This window comes from Streptomyces sp. NPDC006516 (assembly GCF_040611875.1).
Classification (GTDB): Bacteria; Actinomycetota; Actinomycetes; order Streptomycetales; family Streptomycetaceae; genus Streptomyces.
The window spans coordinates 795,980-810,042 of record NZ_JBEXPD010000001.1 but is presented as its reverse complement, the minus strand read 5'-3'; the positions used below and the strand labels follow the sequence as shown (position 1 = coordinate 810,042).

The window sequence follows — 14,063 nt, the reverse complement described above, 5'->3', positions numbered from 1 at the left end:
GGGCGTCTCAGCGGCTGAGCGGCCAGGCCACCGAACCGTGGTCGAGGTCGCTCTCGTCGGCCGAGTCGGCGTAGCGAGCGCAGGCGTCGGTGAGCGTCTCCAGCAGGGTCAGCGGGTCGGGCAGCGGGTGCTCGGGGCCGCGGATCCAGTGGACGTCCAGGTCACCGGGGAGGCGTGCGGGCGGCAGAAGGACATAGCTGCCACGGCAGTGCCAGCGCAGTCCCGGATGCTCGTCCATGGTCTCGGGGTGGCAGTCCAGCTCGCACGGCCACCACTCGTCCTCGTCGTCCGGGGTGCCGCGGGTGGCGGTGAAGAAGAGCATCCGGTCGCTGCCGGACCGGGCCACGGGGCCGACGTCGACGCCTGCCTCGGTGAGCCGCTCCAGCGCGGCCTGCCCCGCGGCCAGGGGGACGTCGAGGACGTCGTGGATCATGCCCGTCGCGGTGATGAAGTTGGCCAGCGGCTGGCCGGCCGCCCAGCGCTCGATCTGGGCGCGGTCCGTCGTGGACTGCGTCTGCCAGGCGAAGGAGATCGGATGCCGGGCGGGGGTGGGACAGCCGATGCGCTCGCACGAACATCGGTAGCCGGACGGGTGCGCGGCCGGCGAGATCGGCATTCCTGCCTCGGCGACGGCGAGGAGCAGCGCCAGCCGGGTCGCGTCGTCGGCTTCCGGCTGTGGTTTGGGCCGCCTGCGCAGCCACTGGGAAATCCTGCCCTCTGTGCCGCGATAGCGGCCGGAATCGGCGCCCATCTATCCCCTCACCTCAGCGGTTACCTCTCCATGGTCCCACCATCCTGCGCCTCGGGTGGCCAGAGTTCTCAAGCGGGGTGCCCGGGCGGGCGGCCGGAGGACGCCGCACTCGTGTGGAATGTCACGGAATAGGTGGTCACTCTCCGCCCGGCGGCAGGAGCCCGCGCAGCGCGTGGTCGACGACGGCGTCCGCGTAGGCATGCGTGAGCGGAAGGGTTCTCAGCAGCCAGCGATGCGTGAGCGGGGCGATCAGGAGTTCCAGCGCGATGCGCGGATCGATGTCCCCACGCGCCTGGCCGGCGCTCCGGGCCGCCTCAAGCCGTGTGACATACAACCGCATCTGCGGTTCGAGCAGGTTCTCGACGAACTGGGCTCCGAGGGCCGCGTCGACGATGCCCTCGGCCGCCAGGGCCCGCATGGGTGCCTCGGTCGCCGGATCGTTCAGCTCGTCGACGGTGGCCCGCAGGACCAGCTTCAGGTCGGCCGCCAGATCCCCGGTGTCGGGGATGGCGTACTCGGCTCCCCCCTCCGCCCCGGCCGACTCATCCGCCTGGCGTGCGGCCGTGTCGAGGAAGGCGTCCATCAGCACGGCCGCCTTCGACGGCCACCAGCGGTAGATCGTCTGCTTGCCGACCCCGGCGCGGGCTGCGATGCCCTCGATCGTCGTACGGGCGTACCCGACCTCGCCCACGAGCTCCAGCGCGGCGTCGTGGATCGCGCGGCGTGAGCGGTCGCTGCGGCGGGTCGAGTCGGGAGCCTTGTGAGGTGACATCCGGCCAGCCTAGAGGGATCGCAGCCCGATACGTATCGTCTTGCGATGTCTCCGGGCCTCCGTCCGGTGGCCCGGCCGTCCCTGCGTGAACCACCCGAACGGATCACAGCGCACCGGCCCCGGCGCGGAGCACCATGAACACACGCACACACCCCGTGCGCATCCCACCGTGCCGCGGCTACGGCCGCCGTTCGTGAGGAGCCTGCATTGACCCGTGACGCCACCCCTCGTCGCTACCTGATGTGCCCGCCGGCCCACTTCCAGGTCACGTACTCCATCAACCCGTGGATGGACCCGTCCAAGCCCGTGGACCTGCCGCTGGCCACCACCCAGTGGGAGGACCTGCGCGACCGCTACCGGTCGCTGGGCCACACCGTGGAGCTCCTCACCCCCCGCCCGGACCTGCCCGACATGGTGTTCGCCGCCAACGGGGCCACCGTCGTCGACGGACGGGTGCTCGGCGCCCTGTTCGCCTACCGTGAGCGGTACGCCGAGGCCGAGGCGCACCGGGAGTGGTTCCGGGCCCACGGTTTCACCGACATCCACGAGCCGGCCCACGTGAACGAGGGCGAGGGCGACTTCGCGGTGACGGCGACGTACCTCCTGGCCGGGCGGGGCTTCCGGTCCAGTCCGCTCTCCCACGACGAGGCGCAGGAGTTCTTCGGGCGCCCGGTGATCGGGCTCGACCTGGTGGACCCGCGCTACTACCACCTGGACACCGCGCTCTGCGTGCTCGACGAGGCGGCGGACGAGATCATGTACTACCCGGGGGCCTTCTCCCCGGGCAGCCGGTCCGTGCTGGCCCGGCTCTTCCCCGACGCGCTGCTCGCCGGGGAGGCGGACGCCGCCGCGCTGGGCCTCAACGCGGTCAGCGACGGACGCCACGTGCTGCTCCCGCAGGCGGCGACGGGGCTCTTCGACCCCCTGCGGGACCGGGGCTTCGAGCCGGTCCCGATGGATCTGGGCGAGCTGCTCAAGGGCGGCGGCAGCGTGAAGTGCTGCACCCAGGAGCTGCGGGCGGCGTGAAGACCTGCACGCCGGAGTCGCGGCCCTAGCGGTCCTGGTCGCTCTCCGGCGGCGGCCAGGGGTCGCCCCACGCGGTGTCCCGGGCGGCACGGTAGAGCTCGCCGTGCCGCTTGGTGACCGTGGCGCGCCGCAGTCCCTCCTCGCGGGTGCAGAGCTCCAGCAGCACCTGGCCCTTGCGGATCTGCGGCCTGCGGATGACCCTGGCGTCGGCCGGGAGGACCGGGAACCGGGTCGCCACCACATAGCTGAACTTCTCGTCCTCGTGGCTGAGGGAACCTCCCTTGACCTGGCGGTGCAGGGAGGAACGGCTGACCCGGGCCGAGAAGTGGCACCAGTCCGTGCCGCGCTCGATGGGGCAGGCGCCGTCGTGCGGGCAGGGCGCCGCGACGCCCATCCCGGCGGCGATCAGCCGGTCGCGGGCCTCGATCACGCGTTCGTAGCCGTCGGGGGTGCCGGGTTCCACGACGAGCACGGCCTGCGCCGCGCTCGCGGCGGCGTCCACCAGCGCGACCCGGTCCGCGGGGGTGAGCTCCTTGAGTACGTACGATACGGTCACCAGGTCCGTGGACCCGAGCTCCAGCGCCGTACCGATCCTCGCCCGCTCCCAGGTGGCGGCCCGCAGCCCGGGCAGGCCGGAGGACATGGCCAGCTCACGGCCGAGGGCGAGAGCGGGTTCCGCCCAGTCCAGCACCGTGGTCCGCGGTCCCTCCTGCCAGGCCCCGGCGACCGCCCAGCTCGCCGCGCCCGTACCGCCGCCGACGTCGGTGTGCGTGGCCGGCACCCAGTCCGGCGCGGCCTCGCGGAGTGCGGCGAGGCAGGAGCGTACGGCCTCGAAGGTCGCGGGCATCCGGTACGCGGCGTACGCGGCCACGTCCGAGCGGTCCCGCAGCACCGGGGCGTCGGTGGGGGTGGTCCCGCGGTAGCTGGCGATGAGCCGGTCGACGGCCTGCGCCGCCTGCTTCGGGGGCAGCCCGCCGAGCAGGTCGGCCAGCGCGGCACGCAGGGCTTCCGCGGTGGGGAGGGTGGCGTTCACCGCCGAATTGTAGGCGCTGCGGGACCCCGCTCAGCAGCCCGGTGGTCCGGCACAGGATCGGGACGTGGGTACGGAACCGAACTGCTCTTCGCCTCGGGCCCGTTGCTACGCTGATCGCCGCCGTGCCGGGGACGGCTCGGAGATCGGCTCATCGGGGGGACCAATGAGACAGAGGATCGTGCGCCTGACTCTGGTGGGCGGGGTGCTCGTCCTAGCGCTGCTGATCCTGCTGGCGACCTGTGGGGGCGGGGGCGGCGGCTCCGAGGACGACGACGAGCCGAAGAAGCCCGCGAAGAAGAGCACCGGCCCCGTGACACGGCTGACCGTCCCCTCCGAGTACTCGACGGGGAGCGGATGGGAGGTCGTCGGCGCGGGGCCCGACTACGCCGTCTCGCGGACGACGGGCCTGCTGGCCTATCTGGTGCGTGAGCCCGACGGCCGTTACCGGCTGCGGACGCTCGACACGGAGACCGGCGAGGCCTACTGGAGCGGTCAGGCCGGGCGGGCGGCGGACCCCTCGCGCTTCCCGAAGCTGCTCACCGTCGTCAAGGACGACCAGGAGTTCTTCGTGACCTGGTCGGTCGGCAGGCCCGCGGACGCGCTCTCCCCCACGGAGACGTTCGTCTCGCTCGACGTGTACGACGTGGTGGAGGGCGAGCGGCGGCGCGTCGAGGTGCCGTGGACCGGTACGCCGACCGTCACGGCGACCGGGCCGGGCGTCCTGATCAGCGACGGCCGGGCGAACAGCGCGGTCGTGGACCCGGTCGACGGCGAGGTGTCGGAGATCGCCGCGTCGGACGTCACCTATCCGAAGGGCTGCGCGGCCTGCAAGCAGCTCACCGAGGTACGCGGACAGACGGCGAAGGGGCTGCTGCTGAGCGGCGTACGCGAATTCTGGGTGCGGGGCGGCTGGTTCAGCAGGCAGAACGCGCCGAAGGGCGCCGACCCTCTCTCCGGGACCCCCACCTCCGTGGCTCCGGGGCTGATCCTGGCGAAGTGGCAGCTGGCGAAGGGCGCGAAGCGGGCGGCCACGCACCAGCTGTGGACGGTCCACGACTCGGCGAGTGGGAAGCCGGTCGCCTCGGTGGAGTGCCACACGCCGGCCATAGAGCCGGGGCGCTATCCGCAGGCCGTCGTCTCGTCCTCGGGGGGCTATCTGGTGGCGGGGAACCTCGCGTTCGACCTCGACGCGAAGAAGGGCTTCTGCTTCGAGGACGAGGACGGTTCGCCGCAGCTGACGCTCGCCTCGGTGACCGACGGGGGCACGGCGTACGGCGCGACGACCGCGCGCGACGCGGCCGAGGCGCTGGACGGCGGGGGCGGCCCGGTCACGATGAGCTTCACGACCTGGAGCGTGGAGCCGCTGCCGGCGAACACACGGCTGCCGGAGACGGAGACGTCCGGGATCGGGGTCTTCCGCTGGACGGACCGCAAGGACCGTCTGCACCTGCTGGGTTATCCGCGCGAGGGCTGATCCCGCCGGAGGCGGGGTGCCCTGCTCAGCCCGGACACCTTCCGGGCCGGGGCGGGGTGCCCTGCTCAGCCGGCGAGCAGGGCCCGGAGCCAGAGGTCCTCGCGCTGCTCGACGTATTCGGCGTCGCTCCGCCAGGCGTCCCCGTGGCCTTCCGCCCAGTGCCTCGCCCAGGGCTGGTTGCCCTCGGCGGCCTGGGCGCGGAGGAAGTCGTGCATGGCGCGCGTACGGCGGCCGAGCAACGGCACCAGCGCGCGCCTCCCGGCCTCGTCGAGGCCGTACGTGTCGACGAAGAGGCGGAGCCGCTCCGGGGCGTCGGTGCGCTGCCAGTCGGGGTGCGCGGACATTGGGACGAAGCCCCGTACGGCGTAGGCGAGGTCCCAGAGGCGTGTGCCGGGGGCGGCGTTGTCCCAGTCGATGAAGGCCCACTCCTCGTCGCCGTCGGCGACGAGGTTCCACGGCGCCAGGTCGTGGTGGGCGATGATGTCGGCGCCGTCCGCAGGGACGAGCGCGTTCCACCGGGCGCCGGGCGGAGGCGTGAAGCCGGCCACGGCGTCGTGGAAGTCACGGACCATCCGCGCGACCCGGGTCAGCCCGGCCGAAGGGTCCACCAGAGCGAACCGGTCCGGCCAGATCATGTCGCCCGGCACGAAGGTCAGGACCTCCCTGCCCCGGTCGTCGATGCCGAGGGGGCGGGGAGCTGCGTGGAAGCCGGCCTCGTGGAGATGGGTCAGCAGTGCGTGCACCGCCGGGGTCCACGGCCCGGCGGGGCGGCGGACGGTGTCACCGACACGGACGATGCCCTCGCTGACGTTCCCGCCGGTCAACGGCAGTTCCTCTTCGGCGTGCACCGCCGCAGTCTGACCGGTGGAACCGCCCGGGCGCAACAGAACAGAGAGGGACGGGCCGCGCACGCCCGGCCCGTCCCCGCCGGTTCGGCGCTCAGCCCGTGGCCGGCTGCCGCTTCCCGCCGCCCGTGCTCCGCCACGGCCTGCACAGCAGCAGGAAGCACGCCATCGAGGCGAGGGCGCAGACGACTTGGACCACGGCCATCGGCACCGCCGTCCGTTCGCCGGCGATCCCCACCAGCGGCGAGGCGACGGCGCCGATCAGGAACTGGGACGTGCCGAGCAGCGCGGAGGCGGAGCCCGCCGCGTGCCTGGTGCGCATCAGTGCCTGGGTGTTGGTGTTGGGCATCGCCAGGCCCATCGCGGACATGAGCACGAACAGCCCGGCGGCCACCGGCAGCAGGCCGACCTCGCCGAAGACCCCGGAGGTCATCAGCAGCAGGGCGATCGCGGCGACGGAGATGACGGCGAGGCCGAAGCCCAGCGCCTTGTCCAGGCTGACCCTCCCGACGAGCAGCTTGCCGTTGATCTGGCCCACGGCGATGAGCCCGACGGAATTGATCCCGAAGAGCAGGCTGAACGTCTGCGGCGAAGCGCCGTAGATCTCCTGGACCACGAACGGTGAGGCGCTCACGTAGGCGAACAGCGCGGCGAAGGCGAGGCTGCCCGCGATCATGTAGCCGGTGAACACCCGGTCGGTCAGCAGCCCTCGCATGGTGCGCAGCGCGTCACCGATGCCGCCGGTGTGGCGGCTGTCCGCGGGCAGGGTCTCGTGGAGCCACTTCCAGACGACGAGTGTGAGCAGTGCGCCGATGACGGTCAGGACGACGAAGATGCCTCGCCAGTCGGTGAACTGGAGTACCTGACCGCCGATCACCGGCGCGATCACGGGGGCCACGCCCGAGATGAGCATCAGGGTGGAGAAGAACCGGGCCATCTCGTCGCCGTCGTAGAGGTCGCGTACGACGGCCCGGGAGATCACGATGCCGGCCGCGCCCGCCAGCCCCTGGAGGAGGCGGAAGCCGATGAGGAGTTCCGCCGAGGGGGCGACGGCGCAGATCGCGGTGGCGATCACGTAGACGATCATGCCGAGGAGCAGCGGCTTGCGCCGGCCCCAGCGGTCGCTCATGGGTCCGACGACGAGCTGTCCGAGCGCCATGCCGGTGAGGCAGGCGGTCAGGGTGAGCTGGACGGTGGACGCCGGTGCGTGCAGGGAGTCGGTGACCTCCGGGAGTGCCGGGAGGTACATGTCCATCGAGAGGGGCGGCAGTGCGGTGAGTCCGCCCAGCACCAGGGTGACCAGGAGTCCGGCCCGCCGGGCGGTGGTGGCGGCGGTGGCCGGGAGGCTCGATGCGAGGGTCGGGGGAACGGCCGGGGCACCCGCAGCGGTGGGGGTGGCGGTGGCCGGGGCTCCGTGTGCGGTGCCCTTGGTCTTCGTCGGTATGTGCTCGTGTTCTTGCTGGGCCCGGCTCGCGCCGTTGTCCGGCATCCTCTTCTCCGCTTCGTTGAATCCGCATCTATGCTCTCAGGTCAGTCGTAGTGGTCGATACCTTTTTGCGTGAGAGCGGGCGGGCATGAGCGGGACTGTGCGTTGGGGTGTACTGGCGACGGGCGGCATAGCCGCGACGTTCACGGCGGACCTCCTGGCGATGAAGGACTCGGGGGCCGAGGTCGTGGCGGTGGCCTCGCGGACCGAGGCGTCCGCGAAGGTGTTCGCCGACCGGTTCGGGATCGAGCGGGCGTACGGCAGCTGGGCGGAGCTCGTCGCCGACGAGACGGTCGATGTCGTGTACGTCGCCACTCCGCACTCCGCGCACCGGGAGGCGGCCGGGCTCGCGCTGGAGGCCGGGAAGCACGTGCTGTGCGAGAAGGCGTTCACGCTCAACGCGCGCGAGGCGCGGGAGCTGGTGGACCTCGCCCGGGAGCGCGGTCTGTTCCTGATGGAGGCCATGTGGACGTACTGCAATCCGCTCATCCGCCGGATGACCGAGCTGGTGCGGGACGGCGCGATCGGCGAGATCCGCACGGTGCAGGCCGATTTCGGCTTCGCGGGCAGTTTCGGGGCCGAGCACCGGCTGCGTGATCCCGCGCTCGGCGGCGGCGCGCTGCTGGACCTCGGGGTCTATCCGGTGTCCTTCGCGCAGCTGCTGCTCGGTGAGCCGGACCGCGTGCAGGCGGACGCGCTGCTGTCCCCGGAGGGCGTGGACCTGAACACCGGGATGCTGCTGGGCTGGGACTCCGGGGCCACGGCCCTGCTGAGCTGTTCGATCGTCGGGGACCTCCCGACCGTCGCGTCGGTCACCGGCACGGCGGGGCGGATCGACTTCCCCCAGGGCTTCTTCCACCCGGAGCACTTCCTCCTCCACCGGCCGGGCCGGGAGCCCGAGAAGGTCGTCACCGGTCCCGGCCCGCAGGGGCTCAAGGGCATGCAGTACGAGGCGGCCGAGGTGATCCGTGCGCTGCTGGCGGGCGAGAAGGAGTCCCCGCTGGTGCCGCTGGAGGGTTCGCTCGCCGTGATGCGGACGCTCGACGCGGTACGCGCCCGCGTCGGCGTCCGCTATCCGGCGGACGACCGCGCCTGACCCGGGGCCGGGTCGGGCAGAGGCCGGACCCGGGCCGGGTCGCACGGAAGGCAGACCCGAGGCCGGGTCAGGCCGGGGTCAGACCCGGGTTCCCGGCCTCGGTCACGAAGGAGCCGGCCGTGCTGACGGGTGCGCCGGGCGTGGTGACCGCCGACACCGTGCGGAAGTCCGCGCGTGCCTCCTCCGTGCCGAGCGTGACGAGGGCGTACCCGCGGCGGCCGTTGTAGAACTTCATGTGCGGGTTGGCCTGGGTCTGGTTGTTCCAGCTGGCCGGCTTGTCGGATCCGTCCTTGCCGCTGGCCACGGAGGTGGCGACGATCTCCGTGCCCACCGTCCGGGAGGACGGGTCGTCGAAGTCCTTCTTCAGGTCGAAGGCGTAACCGACGTGCACGTCGCCGGTGAGGACCATGAGGTTCTCGATGCCGGCGGCCTCGGCCCCGTCCATGATCCGCTGCCGGGAGGCCGGGTAGCCGTCCCACGAGTCCATGGAGAGCTTGTAGGCGTCGGTCGGGACGTCGCGCCGCTGGGCGAAGGTGACCTGCTGCGGCACGACGTTCCACCGGGCGCGGGAGTGCTTCCAGCCGTCGAGCAGCCAGCGCTCCTGGGCGGCGCCCGTCATGGTGCGCGACGGGTCCTCGGACTCCGGTCCGGGGACCTTCCAGCCGTCGCCGTAGGCCTGGTTGCTGCGGTACTGGCGGGTGTCGAGGATGTCGAACTGCGCGAGCCGGCCGAACCGCAGCCGCCGGTAGAGACGCATGTCGGGGCCGGAGGGGCGCTGCGGGGTGCGCAGCGGCTGGTTCTCCCAGTACGCGCGGTAGGCGGCGGCCCTGCGCAGCAGGAACTCCTCGGGCGGGACGGTGTTCTCCGGGGTGTCGCCCGCGTAGTTGTTCTCCGTCTCGTGATCGTCCCAGGTGACGACGAAGGGGTGCGCGGCGTGCGCGGCGCGCAGGTCCGGGTCGGACTTGTAGAGGCCGTACCGCATGCGGTAGTCCTCCAGCGTCAGGGTTTCCCGGTTGAAGTGGTCCGGCAGGACGCGGTCGGTGTACTTGCGGGCACCGCCGACAGCGGTCACCGCGTACTCGTAGAGGTAGTCGCCGAGGTGGAAGACCACGTCGACGTCCTCGGCCGCGAGGTGCTGGTAGGCGGTGAAGTAGCCGTCGTGGTACGCCTGGCAGGAGACGGCGGCCAGGGTCAGGGAGCTGTTGCGCGCGCCGGGGGCGGGGGCGGTGCGGGTGCGGCCGGTGGGGCTGATCCAGTTGCCCGCGCGGAAGCGGTAGTAGAAGGTGCGGTCGGAGTCGAGGCCGTCCACGTCGACGTGCACGCTGTGGCCGAACTCCGGGTGAGCGGTCGCGGAGCCGCGCCGGACGATCCGGCTGAAGCGTTCGTCGCGGGCGACCTCCCAGCGGACCTGGACCCGCTCGGCGGGCAGCCCGCCGTCGGCCTCGTACGGGCGGGGCGCGAGTCTGGTCCACAGCAGCACGGAGTCGGGCAGCGGGTCGCCGGAGGCGACACCGAGGGTGAAGGGGTCCTCGGTGATCTTCCGGGCGTCGAGCTCGGCTGCGGCAGCCGTGCCCCCTGCCGGCAGGTTGACCGCGAACGCCAGCGCGGCGGCGGCGCCGGTGACGGTGAGGAAGCGGCGGCGGCCCACCCCGGATCCGAGCCGCTGGGCGGCGATGCGGAGCTCCTCGGAATGGCCGCTCTGGCCGGGCGTGCTGCGGATCTGTGCGGGTGTCATTTGCCCCTCCCCTGCCGGATGTTGTCAGAGGCATTGCAGTGCGGGGTGAAGACCTGCCGTTGGCGGGTACACAACATCCTTATGGCGGTGCGATGAGCACCGGGTGCCGGCCGCCGGCAAACCTCCCGTACGCTGCCGGGCCATGAACGCTGAGCAGAGAATCGCTGTCGTCACAGGTGCCGGATCGGGCATCGGCCGGGCCGTGGCCCTCACCCTCGCGGGCGCGGGCTGGACGGTGGCCCTCGCGGGGCGGCGGGCCACGGCCCTGGAGGAGACGGCAGCCGCCGCCGGACCGGGCACCACGGTGTGCCTGCCCACGGACGTGAGCACCCCGGACGGGGTGGCCGCGCTCTTCGCAGCCGTGCGGGACCGCTTCGGCAGGCTCGACCTGCTCTTCAACAACGCGGGGACCTTCGGGCCCGGCTCGGTGCCGGTCGAGGATCTCGCGTACGAGGACTGGCGGACGGTGGTGGACGTCAATCTGACCGGGACGTTCCTGTGCGCGCAGGCGGCGTACCGCCTGATGAAGGAACAGGACCCGCAGGGCGGCCGGATCATCAACAACGGATCGATCTCGGCGCACGCCCCGCGCCCGCACTCGATCGCGTACACGGCGACGAAGCACGCGGTGACCGGCCTGACGAAGTCGCTGTCCCTCGACGGGCGGCCTTACCGGATCGCCTGCGGCCAGATCGACATCGGCAACGCGGCGACCGACATGACGGAGCGGATGAGTACGGGAATCCTCCAGGCGAACGGCGAGGTGGCCGTCGAGCCGGTGATGGCCGCGGCCGACGTGGCGCGCACGGTCCTGCACATGGCGGAGCTGCCGCTGGAGGCCAATGTGCAGTTCGCGACGGTGCTGGCGACGGCCATGCCGTACGTGGGCCGCGGCTGACCCTCGCCCTGCCCGCACCTGCCCGGAACTCGCCCTCGGATGCCCGAAGTTGCGAATTTCCGCCTACGGGTCCAGGCAAGCGCGTGCTGGCCGTATGCTGCTGGCCTTCACCAGATGCGCACAGAAGGACCACAACGCATGCGCATACGCAAGGGGACGGGCGTCAGGGTCTGCCACTGACCGCAGTGAACAGGCCGCCGCGGCCAGGGGGGTCCGCGGGGAACGGCCGAACGGCGTGGTCCGGGGGGTCAGGACCCCGGGCCACGCCCGCGGAGACGGTTCGCGCGGGCGCCACCGGGAATGCGCGCGCCCGCCGCCCGGTTGATGTGCGGCATGAGCTCACTCCCCGGCCACGAGGTCCTGCGCTACACCGCATTCTCCGCCGATCCGGCAGGCGGCAATCCGGCAGGTGTCGTCCTGGACGCCTCCACGCTCGACGACGCGGCGATGCTCGCCGTGGCCGCCGAGCTGGGATACAGCGAGTCGGCGTTCCTCACCGCACCGGACGGCCGCGGCGGCCACACCATCCGCTACTTCAGCCCGAAGGCCGAGGTCCCCTTCTGCGGCCACGCGACGGTCGCCGCGGCCATCGCGCTCGCCGAACGGGACGGCCCGGGCGACCTGGTGTTCTCCACCGCCGCGGGTACGGTCCCGGTCACGGTCACCCGCGAGGGCGACGAGCTCCGCGCGACCCTGACGAGCGTCGAGCCCCACACCACGGATGTCGCGGCCGACGACCTGGCGGAGGCCCTGGCGGCACTGGACTGGCCGGCCGCCGACCTGGACCCCGCCCTGCCGCCCAGGATCGCGTACGCCGGCGCCCGCCATCTGGTGCTGGCCGCCGGGAGCCGGGAACGCCTGGCGGACCTCTCGTACGACTTCGCCCGCCTGGAAGCCCTCATGCACCGGCTGGACCTGACGACCCTCCAGCTCGTGTGGCGCGAGTCCGCCACGGTCTTCCACGTCCGCGACCCGTTCCCGGTCGGGGGTGTGGTCGAGGACCCGGCGACGGGGGCGGCGGCAGCCGCGTTCGGGGCGTACGCGCGCGAACTCGGCCTGGTCCCCGACGAAACCGTCCTCACCCTGCACCAGGGCACCGACATGGGACGCCCCGGCACACTCACCGTCGCGCTGCACGCGGGCGACGCACGGATCAGGGTGAGCGGGACGGGCACCCGCATCGGCTGATCCGGCGGGGGCACACGGCGTCGGCCGACCCCGCGTGATCAGACGAGAAGGCCCGCGATCTCCTCGAGTTGCCCGGGCCGCAGCGGGCCGTGCGCCAGGGCCCCGGCGTTCTCCTCGACCTGGGCCACCGTCCGGAAGCCGGGGATCGGCACCGTCCGGCCGCTCCGGCCCCAGAGCCAGCCGATGGCGCCCTGGGCGAGGGTCCTGCCGTCCGCCGTCAGCACCTCCCGGATCGCCTCGACCCGGCGCGCCCAGTGCGCCGAGGGCACGCCGCCGGCGTCGAACCAGTGCAGCCACTCGGGCGGGCTGGACCGGATGTCCCCCGCCGCCGCCCGTCGGCCGGGGTCGCGCGCCCCTGCCAGGAGTCCCATCGCCAACGGGCTCCGGATGATGCTGAGCAGCCCCCGTTCCTCGCTGAGGCCGAGCATCGCGGGGGCGTCCTCCAGCACGTTGCAGGCGTGCTGGACTGCCGCGCAGTGCTCACCCTCGGCGAACAGTGCCGCGCGCTCCGGGTCGTCGGTGCTCCACGCGTACGCCCGGATCAGCCCTTCGGCCACGAACCCCTCGCAGGCATCCCTCAGTTCGGCCGCCTCGTCGGGCGGGGTGTCGCCGATGTGCAGCTGGAAGAGGTCGATCCGGTCCGTTCCCAGCCTGCGCAGGGACGCCTGGAGCGCGGCGCGGGCGTAGGCGGGCGAGGTGTCGCGCCCGTCCATGGTCCGGGTCCGCTCGTCGAAGAGGTTGCCCCACTTGGTGGCGACGACGGCCTCGTCCCGCCTGCCCGCGAGCGCCTTCCCCAGGACGCGTTCGCTGTGCCCCGCGCCGTACACGTCCGCGGTGTCGAAGAACCGCACCCCCAGTTCGAGTGCCCGGCGGATGGCCGCCACCGACTCGTCGTCGTCGACCTTGCCCCAGCCGAGCGGGCTGCCGTCGGGCGTCGCCCACTCACCGCCGATCGCCCAGCACCCGAGGCCGAGCGCGCCGACGTCGATCCCGCTACGACCCAACACCCGCGTCTGCCGATCCGTCTCTGTCCGCATGACCCGGAAGCTACGAGTTGGAGTGCACAAGAGGTCAAGCGCCCCCCATCCCGTTCCTTCCCGTCAGTTCACGTACACGCCTGCCCTGGCCGCCACCGCCGCCGTCGCGGCCGCGCGGTCGGCGACGCCCTCGTCGAGAGGGTCGCCGCTGACCAGCAGGCGGTAGTAGAGGGGTGCGGAGACGGCCCGGATCACCTCGTGGGCGTCGGTGCCTGCCGGCAGTTCCCCCCGCTCGACCGCCGCGTCGACACAGCCCGCCCACTCGGCGATGCGCACCGCGTAGAAGCGGTGGAGGGCCTCGGCCGTACGGGCGTCACAGGTGGCCGCGGCGATCACCGCGGCGAAGAGCGGGCCCTGCCGGGGGTCGGTCAGCGTCCGTACGACCAGCCGCGCGTTGGCCTTGAGGTCCTCGTCCAGGGAGCCCGTGTCCGTGCGCGGCACGGACTGCTCGGCCATGTCGGTGAGCAGGTCGGCGACGAGCCCCGCGGTCGTGGACCAGCGCCGGTAGACCGTCGTCTTGCCCACCTCGGCGCGGCGCGCGACATCGGCCAGGTCGAGCCGGTCGAAGCCCTGCTCGACCAGGGCGTCACCGGCCGCGCGCAGGACGGACTCCCGCACCCGCGCCGTCCGCCCGCCGGGCCGCACCGAGCCCGGCTCCACATCCCCAGCATTCATAACGGGTCTCCAGTTCCATTAGTTGGCCGATCCCTGCTACGGTGACA

General features: G+C 72.6%; 12 protein-coding genes and 1 pseudogene. 5 read left to right on the top strand and 8 right to left on the bottom strand.

From position 1 onward, the window contains the following. Positions 1–7 precede the first annotated feature (7 nt). Together ABZY45_RS03570 and ABZY45_RS03565 are read right to left on the bottom strand one after the other, a co-directional pair. A complete protein-coding gene (locus tag ABZY45_RS03570; RefSeq protein ID WP_356735664.1) occupies positions 8–751 on the bottom strand; it encodes a bifunctional DNA primase/polymerase in 744 nt (247 codons plus the stop codon). Between the two features lie 136 nt (positions 752–887). Beyond that, complete coding sequence (locus ABZY45_RS03565; RefSeq protein ID WP_356735662.1) at positions 888–1,523, bottom strand: TetR/AcrR family transcriptional regulator; 636 nt, start codon at positions 1,521–1,523, stop codon at positions 888–890. Between the two features lie 159 nt (positions 1,524–1,682). Between ABZY45_RS03565 and ddaH the strand changes: the two are divergent. After that, positions 1,683–2,549: pseudogene (gene ddaH / locus ABZY45_RS03560) on the top strand (dimethylargininase); the annotation flags it as partial. Positions 2,550–2,574: 25 nt separating this feature from the next. Here ddaH and ABZY45_RS03555 read toward each other — a convergent pair. Continuing rightward, complete coding sequence (locus ABZY45_RS03555; RefSeq protein WP_356735660.1) at positions 2,575–3,582, bottom strand: small ribosomal subunit Rsm22 family protein; 1,008 nt, start codon at positions 3,580–3,582, stop codon at positions 2,575–2,577. Between the two features lie 163 nt (positions 3,583–3,745). Between ABZY45_RS03555 and ABZY45_RS03550 the strand changes: the two genes are divergently transcribed. Continuing rightward, on the top strand, positions 3,746–5,056 hold the full coding sequence (locus ABZY45_RS03550) for a hypothetical protein (protein WP_356735658.1): 1,311 nt from the start codon (positions 3,746–3,748) through the stop codon (positions 5,054–5,056). A 65-nt stretch (positions 5,057–5,121) separates the two neighbouring features. Here ABZY45_RS03550 and ABZY45_RS03545 read toward each other — a convergent pair whose 3' ends face one another. Then, a complete protein-coding gene (locus ABZY45_RS03545) occupies positions 5,122–5,904 on the bottom strand; it encodes a phosphotransferase (RefSeq protein WP_356735656.1) in 783 nt (260 codons plus the stop codon). Between the two features lie 91 nt (positions 5,905–5,995). Then, positions 5,996–7,390, bottom strand: a complete 1,395-nt coding sequence (locus ABZY45_RS03540; protein WP_356735654.1) for a Bcr/CflA family multidrug efflux MFS transporter — start codon at positions 7,388–7,390, stop codon at positions 5,996–5,998. 85 nt (positions 7,391–7,475) lie between these two features. On the opposite strand from ABZY45_RS03540, the gene ABZY45_RS03535 reads away from it, so the two are divergent. Further along, the gene (locus tag ABZY45_RS03535) at positions 7,476–8,483 is read left to right on the top strand and encodes a Gfo/Idh/MocA family oxidoreductase (protein ID WP_356735652.1); all 1,008 of its coding nucleotides are present in this window, start codon (positions 7,476–7,478) and stop codon (positions 8,481–8,483) included. A gap of 67 nt (positions 8,484–8,550) precedes the next feature. Here the strand turns inward: ABZY45_RS03535 and ABZY45_RS03530 are convergent, their stop codons facing one another. After that, the gene (locus ABZY45_RS03530; RefSeq protein ID WP_356735650.1) at positions 8,551–10,218 is read right to left on the bottom strand and encodes an alkaline phosphatase D family protein; all 1,668 of its coding nucleotides are present in this window, start codon (positions 10,216–10,218) and stop codon (positions 8,551–8,553) included. A 142-nt stretch (positions 10,219–10,360) separates the two neighbouring features. On the opposite strand from ABZY45_RS03530, the gene ABZY45_RS03525 reads away from it, so the two are divergent. Continuing rightward, positions 10,361–11,116, top strand: coding sequence for an SDR family oxidoreductase (locus tag ABZY45_RS03525; protein WP_356735648.1), 756 nt, complete (start codon positions 10,361–10,363; stop codon positions 11,114–11,116). A 333-nt stretch (positions 11,117–11,449) separates the two neighbouring features. Further along, positions 11,450–12,304 carry a PhzF family phenazine biosynthesis isomerase gene (locus ABZY45_RS03520; protein WP_356735646.1) on the top strand — a complete coding sequence of 285 codons (855 nt, stop codon included), beginning with the start codon at positions 11,450–11,452 and terminating at the stop codon, positions 12,302–12,304. A 38-nt stretch (positions 12,305–12,342) separates the two neighbouring features. On the opposite strand, the gene ABZY45_RS03515 is transcribed toward ABZY45_RS03520, so the two are convergent. Both ABZY45_RS03515 and ABZY45_RS03510 read right to left on the bottom strand, forming a co-directional pair. After that, complete coding sequence (locus tag ABZY45_RS03515; RefSeq protein ID WP_356735644.1) at positions 12,343–13,341, bottom strand: aldo/keto reductase; 999 nt, start codon at positions 13,339–13,341, stop codon at positions 12,343–12,345. A gap of 63 nt (positions 13,342–13,404) precedes the next feature. Then, entirely contained in the window at positions 13,405–14,016 is a 612-nt protein-coding gene (locus tag ABZY45_RS03510) for a TetR/AcrR family transcriptional regulator (RefSeq protein WP_356735642.1), read from the bottom strand. Positions 14,017–14,063: the final 47 nt, after the last annotated feature.